At 67.5% G+C, this 20,145-nt stretch carries 16 protein-coding genes; 10 read left to right on the top strand and 6 right to left on the bottom strand.

Features of this window, described 5'->3' with window-relative positions:
- The first annotated feature begins 62 nt into the window (after nt 1–62).
- From QFZ36_RS04510 to QFZ36_RS04500, 3 genes are all read left to right on the top strand, one after another.
- Complete coding sequence (locus tag QFZ36_RS04510) at nt 63–1,226, top strand: exonuclease SbcCD subunit D (RefSeq protein ID WP_306634249.1); 1,164 nt, start codon at nt 63–65, stop codon at nt 1,224–1,226.
- Entirely contained in the window at nt 1,223–4,327 is a 3,105-nt protein-coding gene (locus QFZ36_RS04505; RefSeq protein ID WP_306634248.1) for an AAA family ATPase, read from the top strand. Before QFZ36_RS04510 ends, QFZ36_RS04505 begins: the two co-directional genes overlap by 4 nt.
- A 249-nt stretch (nt 4,328–4,576) precedes the next feature.
- Complete coding sequence (locus tag QFZ36_RS04500; protein WP_373427068.1) at nt 4,577–5,887, top strand: MFS transporter; 1,311 nt, start codon at nt 4,577–4,579, stop codon at nt 5,885–5,887.
- A gap of 20 nt (nt 5,888–5,907) precedes the next feature.
- On the opposite strand, the gene QFZ36_RS04495 is transcribed toward QFZ36_RS04500, so the two are convergent.
- Nucleotides 5,908–6,642 (bottom strand): IclR family transcriptional regulator, encoded by a 735-nt coding sequence (locus QFZ36_RS04495; RefSeq protein ID WP_306634247.1) that lies wholly within the window; start codon nt 6,640–6,642, stop codon nt 5,908–5,910.
- Between the two features lie 250 nt (nt 6,643–6,892).
- On the opposite strand from QFZ36_RS04495, the gene QFZ36_RS04490 reads away from it, so the two are divergent.
- Complete coding sequence (locus QFZ36_RS04490; protein WP_306634246.1) at nt 6,893–8,224, top strand: MFS transporter; 1,332 nt, start codon at nt 6,893–6,895, stop codon at nt 8,222–8,224.
- Between the two features lie 71 nt (nt 8,225–8,295).
- Here the strand turns inward: QFZ36_RS04490 and QFZ36_RS04485 are convergent, their stop codons facing one another.
- The 3 genes from QFZ36_RS04485 to QFZ36_RS04475 form a co-directional block, all read right to left on the bottom strand.
- A complete protein-coding gene (locus QFZ36_RS04485) occupies nt 8,296–8,943 on the bottom strand; it encodes a phosphoribosyltransferase (RefSeq protein WP_306634245.1) in 648 nt (215 codons plus the stop codon).
- Nucleotides 8,944–9,049: 106 nt separating this feature from the next.
- Entirely contained in the window at nt 9,050–9,877 is an 828-nt protein-coding gene (locus tag QFZ36_RS04480; RefSeq protein WP_306634243.1) for an alpha/beta fold hydrolase, read from the bottom strand.
- A gap of 72 nt (nt 9,878–9,949) precedes the next feature.
- Complete coding sequence (locus QFZ36_RS04475) at nt 9,950–11,326, bottom strand: amino acid permease (RefSeq protein ID WP_306634242.1); 1,377 nt, start codon at nt 11,324–11,326, stop codon at nt 9,950–9,952.
- A 270-nt stretch (nt 11,327–11,596) separates the two neighbouring features.
- Between QFZ36_RS04475 and QFZ36_RS04470 the strand changes: the two genes are divergently transcribed.
- The 5 genes from QFZ36_RS04470 to QFZ36_RS04450 are packed head-to-tail and all read left to right on the top strand — an operon-like array spanning nt 11,597 to nt 17,539.
- Entirely contained in the window at nt 11,597–12,307 is a 711-nt protein-coding gene (locus tag QFZ36_RS04470) for an NUDIX hydrolase (RefSeq protein ID WP_306634240.1), read from the top strand.
- Complete coding sequence (gene nadA, locus QFZ36_RS04465) at nt 12,304–13,608, top strand: quinolinate synthase NadA (protein ID WP_306634238.1); 1,305 nt, start codon at nt 12,304–12,306, stop codon at nt 13,606–13,608. The genes QFZ36_RS04470 and nadA overlap by 4 nt, the downstream gene beginning before the upstream one ends.
- Nucleotides 13,608–15,458, top strand: coding sequence for an L-aspartate oxidase (locus QFZ36_RS04460; protein ID WP_306634237.1), 1,851 nt, complete (start codon nt 13,608–13,610; stop codon nt 15,456–15,458). The genes nadA and QFZ36_RS04460 overlap by 1 nt, the downstream gene beginning before the upstream one ends.
- Nucleotides 15,459–15,465: 7 nt before the next feature.
- The gene (nadC, locus tag QFZ36_RS04455) at nt 15,466–16,380 is read left to right on the top strand and encodes a carboxylating nicotinate-nucleotide diphosphorylase (protein ID WP_306639091.1); all 915 of its coding nucleotides are present in this window, start codon (nt 15,466–15,468) and stop codon (nt 16,378–16,380) included.
- A 4-nt stretch (nt 16,381–16,384) separates the two neighbouring features.
- Nucleotides 16,385–17,539 carry a cysteine desulfurase family protein gene (locus tag QFZ36_RS04450; RefSeq protein WP_306634236.1) on the top strand — a complete coding sequence of 385 codons (1,155 nt, stop codon included), beginning with the start codon at nt 16,385–16,387 and terminating at the stop codon, nt 17,537–17,539.
- Nucleotides 17,540–17,555: 16 nt separating this feature from the next.
- Here QFZ36_RS04450 and QFZ36_RS04445 read toward each other — a convergent pair whose 3' ends face one another.
- Complete coding sequence (locus QFZ36_RS04445; RefSeq protein WP_306634235.1) at nt 17,556–18,416, bottom strand: fumarylacetoacetate hydrolase family protein; 861 nt, start codon at nt 18,414–18,416, stop codon at nt 17,556–17,558.
- A 56-nt stretch (nt 18,417–18,472) separates the two neighbouring features.
- Nucleotides 18,473–19,132: a DUF1684 domain-containing protein gene (locus QFZ36_RS04440; protein WP_306634234.1), complete on the bottom strand. Its 660-nt coding sequence runs from the start codon at nt 19,130–19,132 to the stop codon at nt 18,473–18,475.
- 143 nt (nt 19,133–19,275) lie between these two features.
- Between QFZ36_RS04440 and QFZ36_RS04435 the strand changes: the two genes are divergently transcribed.
- Nucleotides 19,276–20,076 carry a hypothetical protein gene (locus tag QFZ36_RS04435; RefSeq protein ID WP_306634233.1) on the top strand — a complete coding sequence of 267 codons (801 nt, stop codon included), beginning with the start codon at nt 19,276–19,278 and terminating at the stop codon, nt 20,074–20,076.
- Nucleotides 20,077–20,145: the final 69 nt, after the last annotated feature.

Here is a 20,145-nt window from a genome sequence, read left to right as displayed (position 1 = left end):
GCAGGGTGCCGACCGCTGCGGCGGTTACCGGAACTGTCAGTGGCAGCCGATAGCTTAGAAACATGAGGTTACTTCACACATCGGACTGGCATCTGGGCCGGTCCTTCCACGGGATCGGGATGCTGGATGCGCAGCGGGCCTTCGTCGACCAGCTGGTGGACGCCGTTGCCCGGCATGCCGTGGATGTTGTGCTCATCGCGGGCGACGTCTATGACCGCGCCCTCCCGGGCGTGGATGTGGTGCGCCTCCTGGACGATGCCCTGGTCCGGCTGACGTCGGCAGGAGCGCAGGTGGTGCTTACCAGCGGAAACCACGACTCCGCCATCCGCCTGGGATTCGCTTCGCGGCTGCTGGAACGCGGCGGGGTGCACCTGCGGACCAGGCTGGACAGTCTCGACCAGCCCCTGCTGCTCCCTGCCAGCGGTGAGGCGCTGGTGGCCATTTACGGCATTCCCTGGCTGGAACCACGGCTTGTGGCCGACCAGCTGGGCGTCCAGACTGCCAGCCACTTCGAGGTGACCCGGGCGGCAACAGGGTTGATCCGGCAGGACATCGAACGGCGCTCGGCTTCTGCCACAGTCCATTCGGTGGTGCTGGCGCACACCTTTGCCAGCGGCGGGGTCAGCTCGGACAGTGAACGCGACCTCAGCATCGGTGGCGTAGGGGCGGTTCCGCTGGACCTCTTTGATGGCTTCAGCTACACCGCCCTGGGCCACCTGCATGGGCGCCAGGCCCTGTCGCCCCAGGTCCGTTACTCCGGATCGCCGCTGGCATACTCCTTCTCCGAGGCGTCGCACCGGAAGGGGGCCTGGCTCATCGACATCGGTGCCGGCGGCGTGGCCTGCGTCCAGGAAGTCCTGTGGGACGCCCCGCGCACCCTGGCGGTGCTCCGGGGGCCCTTGCCCGAGCTGCTTGAGTCGCCCGAATATTCCTGGGCCGAAACCGCCTACTGCCAGGTCACCCTTACCGACGCGCAGCGTCCCGCCCGGGCCATGGAACAGCTCCGTACGCGTTTCCCGGACACCTTGGTCCTCGCATTCGACCCCCAGGGCGGGAGTGCCGGCACTGCCTCCACCTACAGCAGCAGACTGGCGGAAGCGCCGGATGACCTCGCCGTGTGCTGCGGCTTCCTGGAGCACGTTCGCGGCCGGGTTCCGGATGACGCCGAAAAGACGGCACTCGCCGCTGCCCTGGAGAACGTCCGGCTGCAGGAGGCTTCGCTGTGAGGATCCACCGCCTCCGGATTTCCGGCTTCGGTCCCTTTGCCGGCACCGAGGAAATCGACTTCAACACCCTGAGCGCGCATGGCCTGTTCCTCCTGAACGGCCCCACCGGCGCGGGTAAAACCAGCGTTCTCGATGCCATCTGCTTTGCGCTCTACGGCTCAGTGCCGGGAGCGCGCCAGGACGGAAAGCGGCTCCGCAGCGACCACGCCGAACCGGGCCAGGAACCTGCGGTGAGCTGTGAATTCTCAGCCCAGGGCCGCCGTTTTGATGTCACCCGCTCGCCCGCCTGGGAAAAGCCGAGCGCCAGGGGCAAAAACGGGTTCACCACCCAACAGGCCAAGACCCTCCTGCGTGAACGCGTGGACGGAACGTGGGTGGAGAAGTCCGCGCGCAATGACGAGGCGGGGGCAGAGATACTTGCCCTGCTGGGGATGGACCGTGAGCAATTCACCCGGGTAGTGATGCTGCCGCAGGGTGATTTTGCCGCCTTCCTGCGCTCCAAGGCCACGGACCGGCTCGACCTTCTGCAGAAACTCTTCGGCACCGAGCGGTTTGAAGCCGTGGAGCAGGAACTCTCACGGCAGGCGCTGGCAGCAAAGGAGGAGGTAGCCGTCCTCAGCGGCCAACTGGAACTGTTGGCCGCGCGGGCGGAGTCGGAAGCGGAAACGCTGCACCTTGAGGAGTCTGACGGGGCGTCACAAGATACTTCAACGGCCGGCAAACCGGCGCCGGACACCATGGCGGCGCGGCTCGAATGGCTGAAGGAAGGTGCGGCCCGCCGGAAGCGTGAACTCTCGGAGCTGGCGTTGGCCGCGGGGGAGGCGAGCCAGGAACGGATGCGTGCCGTTGAAGCGGAGACCGCCTTCCGGGGCCGGCACCGCAGGCTGGAGGAGGCAACCACCAGGCAGGCCGCAGTGCAGGAAGCGCTGCCGCGGCTGGAGAACCTGAACCTTAGGCTTGGCCGGCACCGCCAGGCGGAAGTTCTGGCCGGTCAACTGCGCGGCGTGGACGCGGCGGCTGTCAAAGTCCATCGGGCCGCCGATGCGATGGAATCGGCTTTCACCCTGCTTCGCCTCGCTGCCGGCGAAGACCCGGAGCTCGGCCGGCTGGAGCTCGGCTCCGCTCATCATGCCGCGCAGGACTCCGACGGCCCGGCATTGGTCCCGGCCGCCGGAGATGAGTTGGACCGGCTCCGGTCCCTCCTGGCTGTCGTGGAGGCAAGGATTCCGGACGAAGACCGCCTGAAGGCGCTCCGGTCAAAGCACCAGCAGTTAACGGCAAAACAGCAGGAAATCGCAGCATCCAATACCGCACTGGACCGCCGTGTGGAGGCTCTTCTCGACGAGCGGCTGAGCCTCACCTCCGGTCTGGAAACACTCGAAGGACCGGCCGGGGCAGCGGCCCTGCGCGCCAAAGAGGCGACTGCTGCCGGCGAACTGCTGGACGTGGTCCGGCGCTACGGCACGGCAGTGGCGGTGCAGGAGGCGGCGAAGCAGGATCACGGCGCGTTACGCGAGAACCAGCTTGAGACCAAGCGGCGCTGGCTCGATGTACGGGAGCAGCGTCTGGCCAATGCGGCTGCCGAGCTGGCAGCCAAGCTGGTGGAGGGGGAAGAGTGCCCGGTGTGCGGCAGTGCCGAGCATCCCTCGCCGGCAGCCGGTTCCGGGGGCGGACCGGGACTTGAACAGGACGAGGAGGCAGCCCACCAGCTGTTTGAGGCCGCCGACGCTGAATTCGCCCGTGCCGGCCAGAGGCTGGCCGAGGCAAAGCAACTGGTGGCGGTCCTGGCCGGCCAAGGCGGCGGGACCCCCAAGGAAGAGGCCGTCGCCCTGGCTGAGGAGGCGCGTGGGGCCGCGGCCGACGCCGAACAGGCCGTGGGTGAACTCGCGGCAACACGTGCGCGGCTTGAAGCACTCGAAGCGGACATCGCCGCGGCCCGGGAGTCCCGGGCCAGCGCTGAAGCCGAGCTCGCGACAGTTGTGTCCTCCCTTGCTGACCTGGCCGAACAGTCGTCGTCACTTGACCAGGCACTGGGTGGCCTGCGGGCAGGGCACCGCAGCCTCTCACAGCGGTTGCGCGCCTTGGAAAACGCGGCCGCCATGCTGTCCAAAGCCGTCGAAGCGCAGGCTGCCCATGTCACGGCGCGAGCCCAGGCTGCGGAAGCCCGGGAGCAGCTGGAACTGGCCTTGCCGGAATCCGGGTTTTCCTCTGCGGAGGAAGCCAGGGCACACCTGCTTCCCGGCACGGAAGCTGCTGCCCTCGAAGCGGAAATACGGTCCGTCCAGGACGAGGCCGCCCGGGTTGCCGAACTGTTCGCATCGGACGAGGTTGTGCTCGCCCTGCAAGAAACGGCCGCCGGAATTCAGGTGGACCACCAGCGGCTCGCGGCCCTGCAGGCTGATGCGGCCGCTGCCCTTCAGGAGGCACGCGACGCTGACGTGGCAGTGGGCCTGGCATCGCGCTGCCTTGAGTCGTTGGCAGCCATCGCCGGCAAGTATTCCGAACTTGCCGGCTCCGCCCGCGGCCCTGCTGAGCATGCCCGGATGCTGTCCGGCCTGGCGGACGCGGCAGCCGGCCGCGGAGACAATACATACCGGATGAGCCTGAACAGCTACGTCCTGGCAGCGCGGCTGGAGCAAGTGGCCCTGGCCGCCTCGGAACGGCTGGTGGCCATGAGCGACGGCCGGTACCTCCTGCAGCACACTGACGCGAAGGCAGCACGCGGTGCCAAGTCCGGGCTGGGACTGGAGGTGGTGGATCAATGGACCGGCCACCGCCGGGACACGTCCACCCTCTCCGGCGGCGAATCGTTTATGGCGTCCCTGTCCCTGGCACTCGGACTGGCCGACGTTGTCCAGCAGGAGTCGGGCGGCGTGGAAATCGAAACGCTCTTTGTGGATGAGGGGTTCGGCAGCCTTGACGAGCAGTCCCTGGAACAAGTGATGGACGCCCTTGAAGGCTTGCGGGACGGGGGCAGGGTTGTGGGATTGGTGAGCCATGTAGCGGAAATGAAGCAGCGGATCGGCATGCAGCTCCAGGTGCTCAAAGGACGCAACGGCTCCACACTGCGAATTTCCGAGGCCCTGGACACCCCGGTCTGACCCGGCCGGCAGCCGCGGATGCAGCCCGCCAACGGGCAGCAGGAACGGCGGATATACTTGGACAGTTACCGGGTTCAGCGCATCGGGAGGAGGGACGATGCGCATGAATGAACGAGCCCGGAATTGAAATCTTCGACCTCCCTTTCCCCTGACCAGCCATCGCCTTCGCGGCATGCGCCCGGCCCAGCCATCCCGGATTCTTCCGCCAGCACGGAGGGTTCTTCCGCCAGCAGTGAGGGTTCTTCCGCCATCACCGAGGGTGCTGCCTCCGGCAAGGCCGGTTCCTCCGCCGCCCCGGGAAGTGTTTCCGGCAGCCGGTTTGCCAGGCTTCCGCAACTTGCCGGCCGCAGTTTCATCCCGCTGGGCCTTTTTGCCCGGCTTCCCCTGGCCATGCTCACGGTGGGAACCCTGACCCTGGTTACTTCCAACAGTGGTTCCTACGCGCTCGGCGGCACGGCCGCAGGGGCGGTGGGCATCGGATCCGCTCTGGGCGCCCCGGTCCTGGGGACGCTGGCGGACAGGCGCGGCCAGCGTGCCGTGCTGCTGTTCGCGGCTGCCCTCAACACGGCCGCGGTGGTGGCGCTGATTCTTGCAGCCGCTGTCCTGGGGACGGCCGGAAGTTTTGCTGCCGGAGTGCTGGCCGCCGCGTTCCTTTCGGGGGCAAGCTGCCCTCAGGTAGGGCCGCTGGCGCGGGTGAGGTGGATGGCACTGACGTCGCAGGGGAGTGAAGCGGACAACAGGCGCGACCTGGACACCGCCTTGTCATACGAAAGCACTGCCGATGAAATCACCTTCGTGCTGGGCCCGGCGCTCGTGGGAATCCTGGCCAGCCTCCTGGCACCCTGGCTGCCGCTTGCACTGGCGGCAGCGATGACCATCACCCTGGTGCCCGCCTTCGCAGCGCACCGCACCCACCGGGCAGTCCCGGTGATCCGCCGCCGGGCAGTCCCGGCAGGACCACGCCCCGCTTTGCCGGCGGGGCAACAAACTACCAGGCCTGGTTTGCCGGCGTCCGTCGCCGTTCCGGTGCTGGCGATGGTCTGCATGGGCACGTTCTTCGGCTCCGCGCAGGCGGCGTTAAGCTCCTTTTCCGCCCACTATGCCAGTTCCGAAATCGCCGGCTTGCTGTACGCCGTGATGGGCCTCAGCTCCGCCGCGGCGGCTCTCTCGGTTGCCTACTGGCCGCAGCGCTTCAGCCTTGCCTGGCGTTGGATATTGTCTGCTGCGCTGATGGCAGCGCTGGCCGTGCTCCTGCTGATGCCTGCGTCCTTGGGGTCAATGGTGCTGGTGCTGCTGGTCCTGGGGGTCCCGGTGGGACCGGTCATGGTGACCGTCTTTGCCGTTGGCGGGGTGGTGGCCCCGGCGGGACGGCTGGGCACCGTGATGACCGCCCTGGCCAGCGGAATCGTCGCCGGTACAGCGATCGGTTCAGCCGTTGGCGGCAGGCTGGCCCAGGACCACGGTTACGGGGCTGCATTCCTCGTCCCTGCCTGCGCGGCAGCCGCCCTGGCGCTCCTCGGTGCGGCGGCCGCCGTCGTACTTCAACGCCGGCAAGCCTGAGCGCCTGCTGCCCCCTGCGCTCAGGCCAGCTGGCGTTCGATTCTGGCCGCGCTTTCCGCCAGCGCCGCGCCCACCGCTGAGGGGTCGTGGGCTGACCGGATGTAAACGACGGCGAGTGCTGCCGGCCGTCCGCCCGGAACCCGGACCGGTGCCGCCAGCGACGAAACGCCCGCAATGACCTCGTCGTGGCTGGCGGAGTATCCGGTACGGCGGGCTTCGGCAGCCTCGGGCCGGTACGGAACGCCGGTCTCGAGGCGCTCCCACTCGGCTTCCGTGAGGGCTGACTGGATGGCGATGCCGGGTGCGCCAGCATTGATGGGGTGGCGGGTGCCGGGGTGCTGTGCCACGGTGGCCCCGGAGTGCCGCGGCTCGACGGTGACGAGGGTGATGCAGTCGTGGTGGTCCCACAGCGCCACGAACGCGGTCATATCCAACGTGTTCGCCAGATGCGTGAGTTCGGGGAGGGCGGCGCTCTGCAGGTTCCTCGAAACTCCGCGGGCCAGGACCGCCAGGCCGGGACCGGGCTGGACCCGCCCGGCATCGTCGCGGACCAGCAGCGAGTGGTCCTCCAGTGTTCGAAGGATCCGGTAGGCCACCGACCGGTGGACGCCCATTGCATCGGCGAGTTCGGCAATCGTCAGCGGGCCCGGTGCTGCAGCAAGGATTTCCAACGCGCGGATGCCCCGCGAAAGCGTCTGGGAGGGTGAAGCCTGCGCGGGGGCGGCCCCGGTGGTGGCTGCAGCGGTGGAAGTCATGGTGTCCATCCTAGAATGCAGCGTCCGGATACCGAAGCGTCAGTTCACATATAGAACCGAGAACGGGAGTCGGCCCGGGAGCGGTACCAGCGATCCCGCTGCGCTGCCCGGCAAATCCCGTAAGCAGCAAATTCGCCCAGCGCGTGTCCTGTCTCACATTTTCGTAGTACCCTACTAACTAACTGACCGTTCTGTCGGTAATCCTGAAGGCGTCCTGGCAGCCTGGCTGCCAATAAACAATGGAGTTTCGATGACCACACCTTCCAAGGTGGATACACTCTCCGGTCCCAGCACCCGCCGGGAGGAGCGCAAAGTCCTGGCCGGCACCCTGGTCGGCACCACCATCGAGTGGTATGACTTCTTCATCTTTGCCCAGCTGACGGCAACGCTGCTGTCGCCCCTGTTCCTGGCCCCGTTGAACCAGTCGAACCCTGGCCTGGCGCAGATCCTCTCCTTCGCCCTGATCGGCATCAGCTTCCTGTTCCGGCCGCTGGGTGCCGTGGTGGCGGGCCACCTTGGGGACCGGCTGGGACGCAAGGCGATGCTCGTCTTCACCCTGGTGATGATGGGTGCCGCCACCGCGCTCATCGGCATGCTGCCCACCTACGCCCAGATCGGCGCCTGGGCGCCCGTCCTGCTGATCCTCCTCCGGATCATCCAGGGCTTCTCGGCAGGCGGCGAGTGGGGCGGTGCGGCACTGATGGCTGTGGAGCACGCACCCCTGAACAAACGCGGACTCTTTGGCGCCTACCCGCAGATCGGCGTGCCGGTGGGCATGATCCTGGCCACGGGCCTGCTCTTCTTCCTCAACACCAGCATGTCCAAGGAAGACTTCGCCGCCTGGGGCTGGCGGATGCCGTTCCTGCTCTCCATCGTCCTCATCGTGGTGGGCTACCTCATCCGGCGCGCGGTCGCCGAAAGCCCGGTCTTCCAGGAAATGGCCGCACGGAAGCGGGAAAGCAAGGCGCCCCTGGGCGAACTGGTCCGCAGCCACAAGAAGCCGGTGCTTTACTCCACCATGATCTTTATCGGCAACAACGCCGCCGGGTACCTGCTGATCGCGTTCTTTATCGCCTACGCAACCCGGACGCTGCAGATGCCCACGCCCCAGGTCCTGCTGGCCACCACCCTCGCGTCCTTTGGCTGGCTGATCTTCACGCTGGTGGGCGGCTGGCTCTCGGACCGCATTGGCCGGGTCAAGACCTTCCTCACCGGCTACGCCATTGTGTTCGCCTGGATGATTCCCATGTTTGCCCTGATCGACACCAGGAACATCTGGCTCTACGGGCTGGCGCTGTTCGTCCTCACCATTGGCCTGGGCCTGTCCTACGGACCCATGTCCGCAATGTACGCCGAAATGTTCCCGGCCAATGTCAGGTATTCCGGCATTTCCATCGGCTACGCGTTCGGCGCCATCCTGGGCGGGGCCTTCGCCGCCACCATCGCCGAAACCCTGCTGCAGGCCACCAAATGGACCGGATCCATCGGCATCTACATCATGGTGCTCTGCGTCATCTCAGCCATCGGTGTGGTGCTGGCCAAGGAGACCAAGGGCCGGCCGCTGGGCGTCAGCCACCACTGACCGCATGGTCCCACGCCGGGACGCAGCGGGCCCGGACCTTATTGGTCCGGGCCCGCCGTCGCCAGGCGCTGCTACTGCTTCAGGTAGCTGATGGCGTCATCGTCCGTCAGTTGTTCGAAGTGCCGGTAGAAACTGCCCACGGCACGGAATTTGCCCGGCAGATGCAGGCACAGCACGGCGTCGCACACCCGCTCCACGGATGCCTCCGCTTCAATGGAGCCAACGGGCGCGGCGGCCACCACAACCTCCGCCCCGCCCTCCCGGACGGCCTCGACGGCGGCCCTCATAGTGGCGCCGGTGGCCAGGCCGTCGTCGATCAGCAGGACGGTTTTGCCTGAAATCTCCTGATCTGTCCGGGGGTAGAGTTCCACGCGGCGGAGCAGTTCGCCCTGTTCCCGCTGCTCCACCTGATGCAGGAGGTCGTCGCGGACTCCATGTTCCCGGACCCGGTCCAGCAGCGGCTTGTTGAGCAGGCGCACGGTCCGCCCGCGGGCCCATGCCAGGGCTCCATACGCCGTTTCCTCGTGCCCGGGGATGCCGAGTTTGCGCACCAGGACGGCACCGAGCGGAAGGTACAGGGCTTTGGCTGCTGCCGCCGCCACCGGGATTCCGCCGCGGGCCAGGCCCAGGACAACAGTGTCCGGCCGCTCACGGAACTGCGTCAGGACTGCAGCCAGCCGCTCGCCGGCCTCCGTGCGGTCTTCAAAACGCATATCCATGTGGCCCTCCCGGCGGTTCCAGCCCTCCCTTTCAGCCTACCGCCGGGGAAGGGGCGGCAGGAGGGGGATGGGCAGGCGGCCGGGAATTAATTCAACCCGACGTCTCTCAGACGGCGAGGAAGGAAATGGCTGCCTGCTTGAAGGCACGGCTGGTCACGGCGTTGGTGTGGTTGCGGCCCGGCAGCGTCAGCTGTTCCGCCAGGGCACCGGCGCCCTGGGCCAGTCCGGCCAGTTGCGGAAGGCTGCCCGCGCGCTCGTCCTGGTCACCGGCCACCAGGAGCATCGGCACATGCGGGACCGCCTCGGCGGGATCGTAGGGTTCGGCCTTGATGGCTTCCACCAGCGACAGCAGGGCGAAGATGTTGTTGCTGGGCAGCAGCAGCGCCATTTTGAGCAGCCTGGCCGTGGACTCGTCCGCGATGGGAGTTCCGTCGGCCAGGTAATCCTGTGCGGCGGCGAGATCGAACTCCGCCAGCGGGTCCGCGGTGTTCGGCCCGCCCAGGACAATCCGGTGCACCATCTCGGGCTGGGTGGCGGCGAACTCCCAGGCGAGCCGGGAACCCAGGGAATAGCCCACCAGGTCCAGTCCACTGGCAGGGTCGCCGGCCTGCACAGGCCGCACGCCGGCGTCGAACGCCACCTGCAGCAGGTCCGCACGGATCCTGCTGGGGGAGTAGGAATCACGGTCCTCCGGGGCGCCGCTGCGGCCGTGTCCGGGCAGGTCCACCATGATGACGCGGCGGCCGGCCTCGAGCAGCGCAGCCACCCAGCCGGTATCCTCCCAGTTGAGTTTGCTGGACGACGAGAAGCCGTGCAGGAGCAGGACGGGCCGGAGGCCGGCGTCGGCGGCAGGATCATGCACCGCCACATACAGTTGGGGGTCGGTGCCCTCCACGGTGTGCGAATGCTGCTCGCCGGTGTGCCTGCCGCTCATGGTGTCAGTCCTCATCAACTTACGGCGCCCAGGCGGGACCCGGCGCGTCGGAACCTCGTGCTCGGGACTACTCTACCTGCGGCTGGTCCTGGTGCTGAGCCGGGCACCCGCTGCGCAGGCCGCCGCGATCCCCGCGATCAGGCCAAAGGTGCTGAACAGCTGGACGCGGCTGCTTTCGGCACTGAAGCCCACGGCGAAAATCAGGCCCAGCAGGACGAGCCCCACAATCGTCAGGGCCGGAAAGCCCTTCATCCTCAGCGGCAGGGGAGTGCCGTCCCGGTCGGCCCGGCGCCGCAGGACCAGCTGGGAGACCAGCGCGCTGCCCCATACCACCAGGCAGGTGGATCCCACCAGCTGGAACAGTGCGGGAAGGATCCGCTCCGGGAACAGCAGCTCAAGGACAGTGGCCACGAAACCGAAGGCGACGGACACGCCGACCGCCAGCATCGGCACGTTGGCGCCGCTCAGGCGGGTCAGGAACCGTGGTGCCTCGCCTCGCTCGGCAAGCGAGTAGGCCATCCGCGATGCACCGTAGAGGTTGGCGTTCAGTGCCGAGAGGAGGGCGACGACGGCCACGAGGGTGATTGCCGTCGCGGCGCCTGGGATGCGGGCGGCGTTCAGGACGCCGGCGAAGGGTGAGTCCAGGCTTTCCGACGTGGCCGGCAGGACGGCGGCAATCACAAAAACGGATCCGATGTAGAAAACCAGGATGCGCCACATTACCGTCCGGATCGCTTTGCCCACGCTGTGTTCAGGGTCTTCGGTTTCAGCCGCCGCCACGGACACGATCTCAGTGCCGCCGAAGGCGAAGATGACCACAAAAAGTGCCGCCGCGATCCCGCCCAGTCCCGCGGGGGCGAAATCGGACGTCAGGTTGGCCAGGCCCGGCGACGCCACGTCCGGCAGCAGGCCCAGGAGAAGGGCGGCGCCGATCACCAGGAACAGGATGATGGCCGCGACCTTGAGGATGGCGAACCAGAACTCGAACTCGCCGAAATTCCTGACGCCGGCAAGGTTGATGGCGGTGAATACGACCATAAAGACCAGCGCGAGCGCCCAGACCGGGACCACCGGCCACACGGAGAAGAGGAGCCCGGCCCCGCCGAGTGCCTCGGCGGCAATCACCACCACCAGTTGCAGCCACCAGAGCCAGCCGATCGTGGCGCCGGCCGTTTTTCCCAGGGCCCGTTCGGCGTAAACGGAGAAGGCACCGCTGTTCGGGTTCGCGGCAGCCATTTCGCCCATCGCCCACATCACCAGGATGATCAGGGTGCCGGCCACCAGGTAGGAGATGAGTACGGCAGGACCGGCTGCCTGCACGCCTGCCCCGGACCCGAGGAAGAGGCCGGCGCCGATCGCGCTGCCCAGGCCCATCATGGTGAGCTGGCGGGGCTTCATGCTGTGGCCCAGGTGGCCTGGTGGACGGGTTTCGGTGGACTTCATCGTCATTTGCTGCTGAACCTTCTTGGGGTCTGGTTGGTGGCTCCTCGTGGGACCACTTGAATTTACCGTCTCGCGGCTGCACTGCCCGCATCAGGAGCTCCTGGCATGGGGCTGCCCGGCTTCCATAGGACCCGAGTTCGGATGCCACCTACGGCGAAAGCCTCCAGAAACATTTGGCAATTGAGGGGCGGTTGCCCGTAGAATCAGTTATGGTCAGTTTGACCATAACTAGGCGGGCTTCAATGGGCAGCCGCGGCAGGGCGGAAGGAGGTGGAAATGTACACGAGTTCAGCAAACGTCTCGGAGCGCCAGGCCGCGCCGCCGTCGCTCGCCATCTCCACCGTCATCTTCGCGCTCCGCCCCAGTGAACGCTCGGGGCGGCCCACGCTCTGGCTGCCGCTGGTCCGGCGGATCCGGGAACCGTTCAAAGGCTTGTGGGCGTTGCCCGGTGGGCCGTTGAGCCACTCGGAATCCCTGCAGGACGCGGCTTCCCGCAACCTGCGGGAGACCACCGGCCTCGCTCCGAGCTACCTCGAGCAGCTGTACGCCTTCGGCGGCCTCCACCGCTCTCCCACGCAGCGGGTGGTCTCCATCGTCTACTGGGCCCTGGTGCAGCCGACGGAAGCCGCCCTGGCAGACGAGTCCGAGAACGTCAGGTGGTTCCGGGCGGACCGGCTCGGCGAACTGGCCTTTGATCACAACGCGATTGTGGACTACGCGTTGTGGCGGCTGCGGAACAAGCTGGCCTACGGCTCGGTGGCCTACCACCTGCTGGGGGAGTACTTCACCCTGGCCCAGGTCCGGGAAGTCTACGAGGCTGTGCTGGACCGCCAGCTGGACCCGGCGAACTTCCGGCGCCAGCTCAAATCCACGCCGGAGATAGAGGAAACCGGCGAATACCTCCAGGGCGGCAAACACCGCCCGCCCCGCCTCTACCGCTTTACCGGCCTGCCCGGCCTCGACCCAGACAACAGGAGCAAAGTATGAGCAGCGTCAACACAGCAATCCAGCTGATCACGCGCGAGCAGGCGGAGAACGGCGCGGCGGCGAAGGGCGGCACCTGCAGCCCCGCCCTGGCCAAGGGCCCATGGGACTACGACCTTGCCGAGGCGCTCGCCGGCGTTCCCGCCTACGGCCCCGGTGCCTCAAGCGCTGACGTGGCCCCCGCCGCAACGCCGCGCCAGGGGCAACTGCCGGAGGAGTACAAGCGCGCCAGCGACGCCGAGCTGGGCGAACGGATCCTCGCCGCTAAGGCTGTATTGGGCGACCGGGCCGTCATCCTGGGGCACTTTTACCAGCGCGACGAAGTCATCCAGTACGCGGACTTCGTGGGCGACTCCTTCCAGCTGGCCAACGCCGCGCTCACGCGGCCGGACGCCGAGGCCATCGTGTTCTGCGGCGTCCACTTCATGGCCGAAACCGCTGACATCCTCTCCGCGCCCGAACAGGCTGTCATCCTGCCCAACCTGGCGGCCGGCTGCTCCATGGCGGACATGGCTGACGCCGACTCCGTGGCCGAGTGCTGGGAGCAGCTTGAGGAGATCTTCGGCACCGAGCCCGACGCCGAAGGCCGGGTTCCGGTCATCCCGGTCACCTACATGAATTCCTCCGCAGCCCTGAAGGCTTTCTGCGGCGAGAACGGCGGCATCGTCTGCACCTCCTCGAACGCTAAAACCGTCCTGGAGTGGGCGTTCGAGCGCGGCCAGCGGGTGCTGTTCTTCCCGGACCAGCACCTGGGCCGCAACACCGCCAAGGCACTGGGCGTGCCCTTGGAGCAGATGCCCATGTGGAATCCCCGCAAGGATCTCGGCGGCAACGACGAGCAGGCACTGCTGGATTCCCGGGTCATCCTGTGGCACGGATTCTGTTCAGTGCACAAGCGCTTCAACGTTGCGCAGATCGAACAGGCCAGGGCCGACTTCCCCGGCGTCCAGGTGATCGTCCACCCCGAATGCCCCATGGAGGTGGTGGACGCGGCCGACTCCGCCGGCTCCACGGACTTCATTAAGAAGGCCATCGCCGCGGCCACCGAGCCCACCGCGTTCGCCATCGGCACCGAAATCAACATGGTGAACCGGCTCGCTGCCGAATACCCGCAGCACACCATCTTCTGCCTCGATCCCGTGATTTGCCCCTGCTCCACCATGTACCGGATCCACCCTGGATATTTGGCGTGGGTCCTCGAGGAGCTGGTTGCAGGGCGGATCGTCAACCGGATCACCGTGGCTGACTCCGTGCAGGACCACGCCCGCACCGCGCTCGAGCGCATGCTCGCTGCCAGGCCGTAATGAACCGGCAGGCGAACACGCCCGCCCCTGCGGCGGGAACCGTACCCCGGGGCAATGGCGGTGCCACTGTCCGCCAGCGGCTGATCGTCGTCGGCAGCGGTATCGCCGGACTCTACGCCGCACTGCTGGCAGCGGATGCCGGCGCCGACGTGGTGCTGTTGAGCAAAGGCCAGCTTCGCGAGAGCAACACCTGGTACGCCCAGGGCGGTATCTCGGCTGTGCTGGACGAGCCCGCTCCCGGGGACACGGTCGCGGCCCACATCACCGACACACTCCTGGCTGGCGCGGGACACTGCGACGAAGCAGCCGTCCGGCTGATGTGCACCGAGGCGCGGCGGGACATCGCCGGGCTGGAGCGCTTCGGCGTGCACTTTGACACCGGTGCCGGCGGCGGCCCGGCACTGGGGCTGGAAGCGGCACACTCCGCGCCCCGCATCCTGCACGCTGGCGGCGACGCCACGGGCACGAAGGTCGCCGCTGCCCTGATCCGTACAGTCCTGGCCCGGCAAGCGGACGGTACCCTGACGATTCATACGGGCGCCCACGCCACCGCACTCCTGCAGGAACAAGGCACCGTCAACGGTGTTGAGTTCGTTCGGGACGGCCGTTCAGCATCCCTGCGCGGCGACGCCGTCCTGCTGGCAACCGGCGGAGCCGGCCAGTTGTTTGCCCAGACCACCAATCCCGCGGTGGCCACCGCCGACGGCCTTGCGCTCGCTGTCCGCGTCGGGGCGGCCGTGGCTGACCTGGAATTCTTCCAGTTCCACCCCACCTGCCTGGTTCCCGGCGCCAGCGCAGCGAACCCGGGCACAGCGCCCGCGCTGGACCAGGATCCGCTCCTCATCTCCGAAGCCGTCCGCGGTGAGGGAGCCATCCTCGTCGATGGGAACGGCAAGCGGTTCATGCGGGCGTACCACTCCGACGCGGAACTCGCCCCGCGCGACGTCGTGTCCCGCAGCATAGCCCTGCACCTGGCCAAGCTCGGCGATCCCAACGGCCATGTCTACCTTGACGCACGGGTCATTGAACAGACCAAGGGCCCCGGATTCCTGGCCGAGCGCTTCCCCACCCTCAGCCAGCGCACCCGCGACGCCGGTATCGACTGGACCCGCGAACTGGTCCCTGTTGCGCCTGCGGCCCACTACTGGATGGGCGGGGTAGCCACCGACCTCCACGCCCGGACCACCGTTCCCGGGCTCTATGCCGCCGGGGAAGTTGCCTGCACGGGTGTCCAAGGGGCAAACCGCCTGGCCAGCAACTCCCTACTGGAGGGCCTCGTCTTCGGCCGGCGCGCTGTTGAAGACTTCCTCTCCGGTGAGGACGGCAGTGGCTGGGGGGCGCCGGCCGAGGCTGTTCCTCCGCTCGCTGTCTCGGCCGCGGGCGGCCTCCCCTTGACGCTCGCTTCCGGAACACCCTCGGCCGACGTCGGGCAGCAAACGTTGGGTGCCGGGCAGGAAACGCAAACACCAGGCGAGGCGGCCGGGATCTCGGGTTTCGGTGGGGGTGGGGGGCGCGAAACTGCCTTTTCGCGGGAGGCACTGCGGCGGTTGATGACTGCCAAGGCTGGGGTGCTTCGCTCTGGGGCGTTGCTGCGGGAGGCGGGGGAGGCACTTGTTCACTGGGCCGCCGTCGTTCGTCCTGAAGCTGTTTCCGCTGGTACAGACACCCGCCTGCATGAGGACCGGAACCTGTTGTTGGCCGCGCAGATGCTGGTGGCTGCAGCCCACGAGCGCAGTGAGTCGCTCGGCGCCCATTACCGGAGCGATGATCCGGCCGATGCTGCCGGTATCGCTGCCGAATTTGAAGAATCTTCCCGAACCCGCCCGAAAGCGAGCCTCGTCCATGAGTGAACTGGCAATGACCGACCATCCCGTGACTGCACCGGGCACCGGCGCCCCGCGGCTGGACCTGACGCTGCCGTCGGCTCCGGTGCGGGAAATCCTGGAGCGGGCCTTCGCCGAGGACGCTCCTGCCGGAGACATCACCTCCCAGCTGCTGATCCCCGCCGGCGCCCGCGCCACCGCAGTCCTGAACGCCCGCGTACCCGGGGTCTTCAGCGGCGCCACCGTGTTTCGGGACGCCATGCAGCTGGTGGACCCGGAATCCGACGTGGAGCTGCTGCTCGCCGACGGGGGAAGGTTCGACGCCGGCATGCACCTCGCGCGGGTCAGCGGACGCGCCCGGTCCGTGCTGCTCGCCGAACGGGTGGCCCTGAACCTCGTGCAGCGCATGTCCGCCATCGCCACAAAGACCGCCCAGTTCGTCCAGCTGACTGAGGGGACGTCCGCCCGGATCACGGACACCCGCAAAACCACGCCCGGGCTGCGGATCCTTGAACGGTTCGCGGTGCGCTGCGGCGGTGGCGCCAACCACCGGTACAGCCTCTCCGACGCCGTCCTGGCCAAGGACAACCACCTCGCCGTGATGACCGGAGGGGACCCCGCCCGGCTGACCGAGCTGCTCGCCGCGGCCAAGGCACAACTGGGACACACCACCCACTTCGAGGTGGAGGTGGACCGGATGGACCAGATCGAGCCGGTGCTGGCGGCCGGCGTGGACACCATCATGCTGGACAACTTCACCGTAGAGGAGCTGAAGGCCGGGGTGGCGCTGGTGGCCGGGCGCGCACGCGTTGAAGCCAGCGGGAACGTGAACCTCGCGACGGTGGCAGGGATCGCCGCCACCGGAGTGGATGTCATCTCCATCGGCGCCCTCACACACACTGTGGCCGCCCTGGACCTCGGGCTGGATGTCGAACTGACTGCGGAGTGAAGCCATGATCTTCCTCGACGCCGCGGCCACAACTCCCGTCCGCCGTGAGGTGCTGGACGCCATGTGGCCCTACCTCACCGGAGAGTTCGGGAACCCCTCCAGCCACCACACCCTGGGCGAGGCTGCTGCCACCGCGCTCGCCGATGCACGCCGGTCTGTGGCTGCGGTGCTGGGCTGCCGGCCCGGGGAAGTAACCTTTACCGCCGGCGGAACGGAAGCGGACAACCTCGCTGTCAAGGGCATCGCCCTGGCACGGCAGGCCGCCGACCCGCGGCTCAACCGGCTGGTGATCACCGCCGTCGAACATCCCGCCGTGGAGGAATCAGCGCGGTACCTGGAGCGCTTCCACGGCTTCGCCGTTGACGTGGTTCCGGCTGACGGTACTGGACGCGTGACGCCGGAAGTGTTCCGGGCCCTGCTGACGCCGGAAACAGCGGTGGCCAGCGTGATGTACGCCAACAACGAGGTGGGAACGGTCCAGCCCATTGCCGAACTGGCCGCCCTGGCGCACGAACAGGGCATCCCTTTCCACACCGACGCCGTCCAGGCGGCCGGGTGGCTGCCGTTGGATACCAAGGTGCTGGGTGTGGATGCGATGAGCATTTCGGGGCACAAGCTGGGGGCGCCCAAGGGGTGCGGTGTCCTGTTCGTGCGCGGACGCACCAAACTTGAGCCGCTGATCCATGGCGGCGGGCAGGAACGCGGCCGCCGTTCAGGAACAGAGAATGTCGCTGGTGCCGTGGGCCTGGCCACCGCACTGACGCTGGCCCAGGCCGGCCAGGCGGAGCAACGACGGCGGGTGGCGGGTCTGCGGGACACGTTCATTAGCGCTGTGCTTACCGGTGTTCCGGGCGCGGTCCTCACCGGGCATCCTGTCGAGCGGCTGCCTTCCGTGGCCTCGTTCTGCTTCCCGGGAACCAGCGGCGAGTCGGTGCTCCTGGAGCTGGAACGCCAGGGCATTGTCTGCTCCAGCGGTTCAGCCTGCGCCGCGGGCTCGGACGCGCCGTCGCCGGTGCTCATTGCACTGGGAATTGCCGCGGAAGTGGCCCAGACGGCCGTCCGCTTCAGCTTTGATGCAGCGGTGACCGAAGCGGATCTGGCAACGGCCGCGGCCGGGTTGCAGGACGCCATCGGACGGGTCAGGGCGCTCGGCGCCTAGCCGACGCTACCTCAACTCAGCCGGCAAGTCCCGGGCCAACAGGTCCCGGCCAGGGCGAGGCTATGACCGGGTTCACGAGCTCGCCGATACCTTGGACCCGGCACACCACGGTGTCGCCCGGGCTCAGGGGTGCGCACTCTGCCGGAAAGCCGGTCAGCACCAGATCGCCCGGATACAGGGTCATAAAGGACGTCAGGTACACGAGGATCTCGTCGACCTTCCAGCCGAGGTCACCAGTGCTGGCGGCCTGCAACGGGGTGCCATTGAGGACCACATCGACGGCGAGTGCGGCTTCGTCCAGGCCGGTGACAATCCACGGTCCCGCGGGCGTAAACGTGTCCTGGCTCTTGGCGCTGATCCAGAGTTCATCGGTCTTCTGCAGGTCCCGGCACGTCACGTCATTGCCGATGGTGAAGCCCAGAACGGCGCCGCGGGCGTTCTCCGGAGTCAGGCCCCGCGCTTTTGTGCCGATCACAATGGTCAGCTCCGCTTCCGGATCCACCCGCCGCATTCCGGGAGCCAGTTCAACCGCGTCGCCGGGTCCGATGACGCTGGTGGCCGCCTTGTGGAACGCCTGGGGCGGCAGGTCCCGCCCGGGCTGGCCGGTGTTGTGCGCCATCCCCAGGACGTTGGCGGGCACGCTCGGTGCGAGGAAAGCAAAGGAGCCCTCCCTCACCTGGTCCCCGGGTTCCCACCCGTCCCGGGGGTGGCTCGAAGCGTTGGCCAGTGATCCCCAAAAGGGGCTTCCCGTAACCGTCCACGTGTTGCCTTCAACGCCGCCGAAGTCCGCCGCATCGCTGGCCACGAAGAACTGTTCTGCCGGATGGGCAGCGGGTAAGGGGCGAACGCGGGCTATGCGGCGGGGAAGTGCAGTCATGGAGGAATCCTACGGGCCGGCGCAACAGCCATCCGGACTGCTGGCGCCGTATGACATCAGTAGAGCTCGCCCACCGGAATCTCCACGGCCAGGCGGTTGGACGGTCCCGGAAGCGGGCAGGCCCAGGCATCGTTGTAGGCGCACGACGGATTGTAGGCAAAGTTGAAGTCCAGGACGAACGTGGCGTCCGGGCCGGTCCCCTGGACGCCGTGGAACGCGCCCTTGATGGTGTCCAGCAGATACCGGCCGGCACCATAGCTGCCTCCGGGCAGGCCGGCCGTGGCGTCCCGAAACGGCACAAAAATACCGCCGCCGTACCCCTGCAGCCTCCATACCGCGAGCTGGCCTACTTCCGGGAGGTCAAAGGTGCCCAGCCGGACGAAGCGGACCGCCCCGTCGGTGCCCGTCTCCACGCTGATTTCCCGTCCCGCACCTTCCTTGGTCAGCGGAACATGGAACCGGTAGATCGGATCATAGTCAGCCGTTTTAAGCCCGGAAAAGCGCCCCTGATCTGCGGGGGTCAATGCAGAAGCCGGGTGCGTGGCAAACATCAGGTCGCGCTGGTGGCGCCAGTAGGTATGTGCCTCCGCCGGGCTTTCAACTGAGATTTTGCGGACGTTGTGGTACAGGGCAAATGTCCGCAGCCGCCAGTCAGCGATGTCGACGGCGGAGATGTCCGTCCGGCTTTCTTCGGCTGCGCCCCGATGCTCTTCCATAGCCACCAGCCTAGTCCCAGCACGCAGGTATACCGTCAGACGGCGGCACCGGGGCGGGCGCGCCGCTCCCGTTCCGCCCGGGACGGGCCCGAAACGCCGCCAAGGTCAACGCCCCAAGGAAGCCGCGCGGCTAGGCTGGCTGCATGAAAGGCAAGGCAACAAGGACTCTCCTGTCCGGAGCGCTGCTGGTGGTTGGCACCCTTCTTGCAGGCTGCGCCACGGCGGAATCCAAGGCGCCGGGGTGGACAGCGCAGCCAGGCTCCGGCGCCACGGCGCCAGCATCGGCGGACGCCTCATCCCCAGCGACGGCGTCCGTTGGCGCCAGCCCCGGCGCCACCTCATCCGGCACCCCGCAGGCTGTAGCCACCGCAGCTGCCTGGAAGACTTTTTCGGATTCAGGCAAGACCGTAAGTTTCGACCTCCCGGAGGATTGGATCGCGCAGTCCGTCACGCCGGAGGAAGGCACCTTGCCGGGGGCGCTGAAGATTGAAGTGAAGAAGTCCGACGGCACCTTTATGGCAGCGCTGCGCACCGGACTGCCGCCGTCGTCCGCGGAATGCCCGGAACCGTCCCGGCGGCCGTACACGGTAGTCAGCAGTGTGCCGGTGGAAGTGGCCGCCGCAGGCGGGGAGGGGACCATACCGCCCAGGGTGGTTTTCCGCGTGATCCAGGGCTACCGCTACTTCGGTTCCTACGGGATCACCAACGTGGTGGGTGGCGCCGACGGTCAGGCCTGCGAACTCCGCAACATCCTGCGGGGCCCGGCCGGAAAGGGCGACTACTCGTTCGGCGACCTGGTGGCGGTCAAAGCCTTTGCGCCGGACGAAAAAGTGGCCCCCGCCAAAGCTTTCGACACCCTGGGCGAGGCCGCCCGCTACGCCAACGAGGGCACTGAATTTGCCAACGTCCAGCGGATGCTAATGTCGCTGAAGATCAAAAACTAGTCCCGTTCCCGGCCCGTGTGCTGCGGCAGGCGGTGACTTCCCTTGCACCGCACACAACCCCGAAGGAGC

The organism is Pseudarthrobacter siccitolerans, assembly GCF_030823375.1.
GTDB lineage: Bacteria > Actinomycetota > Actinomycetes > Actinomycetales > Micrococcaceae > Arthrobacter > Arthrobacter siccitolerans_A.
Note: the sequence above shows the minus strand (reverse complement) of the source record. Positions and strands in the feature narration are given on the sequence as shown.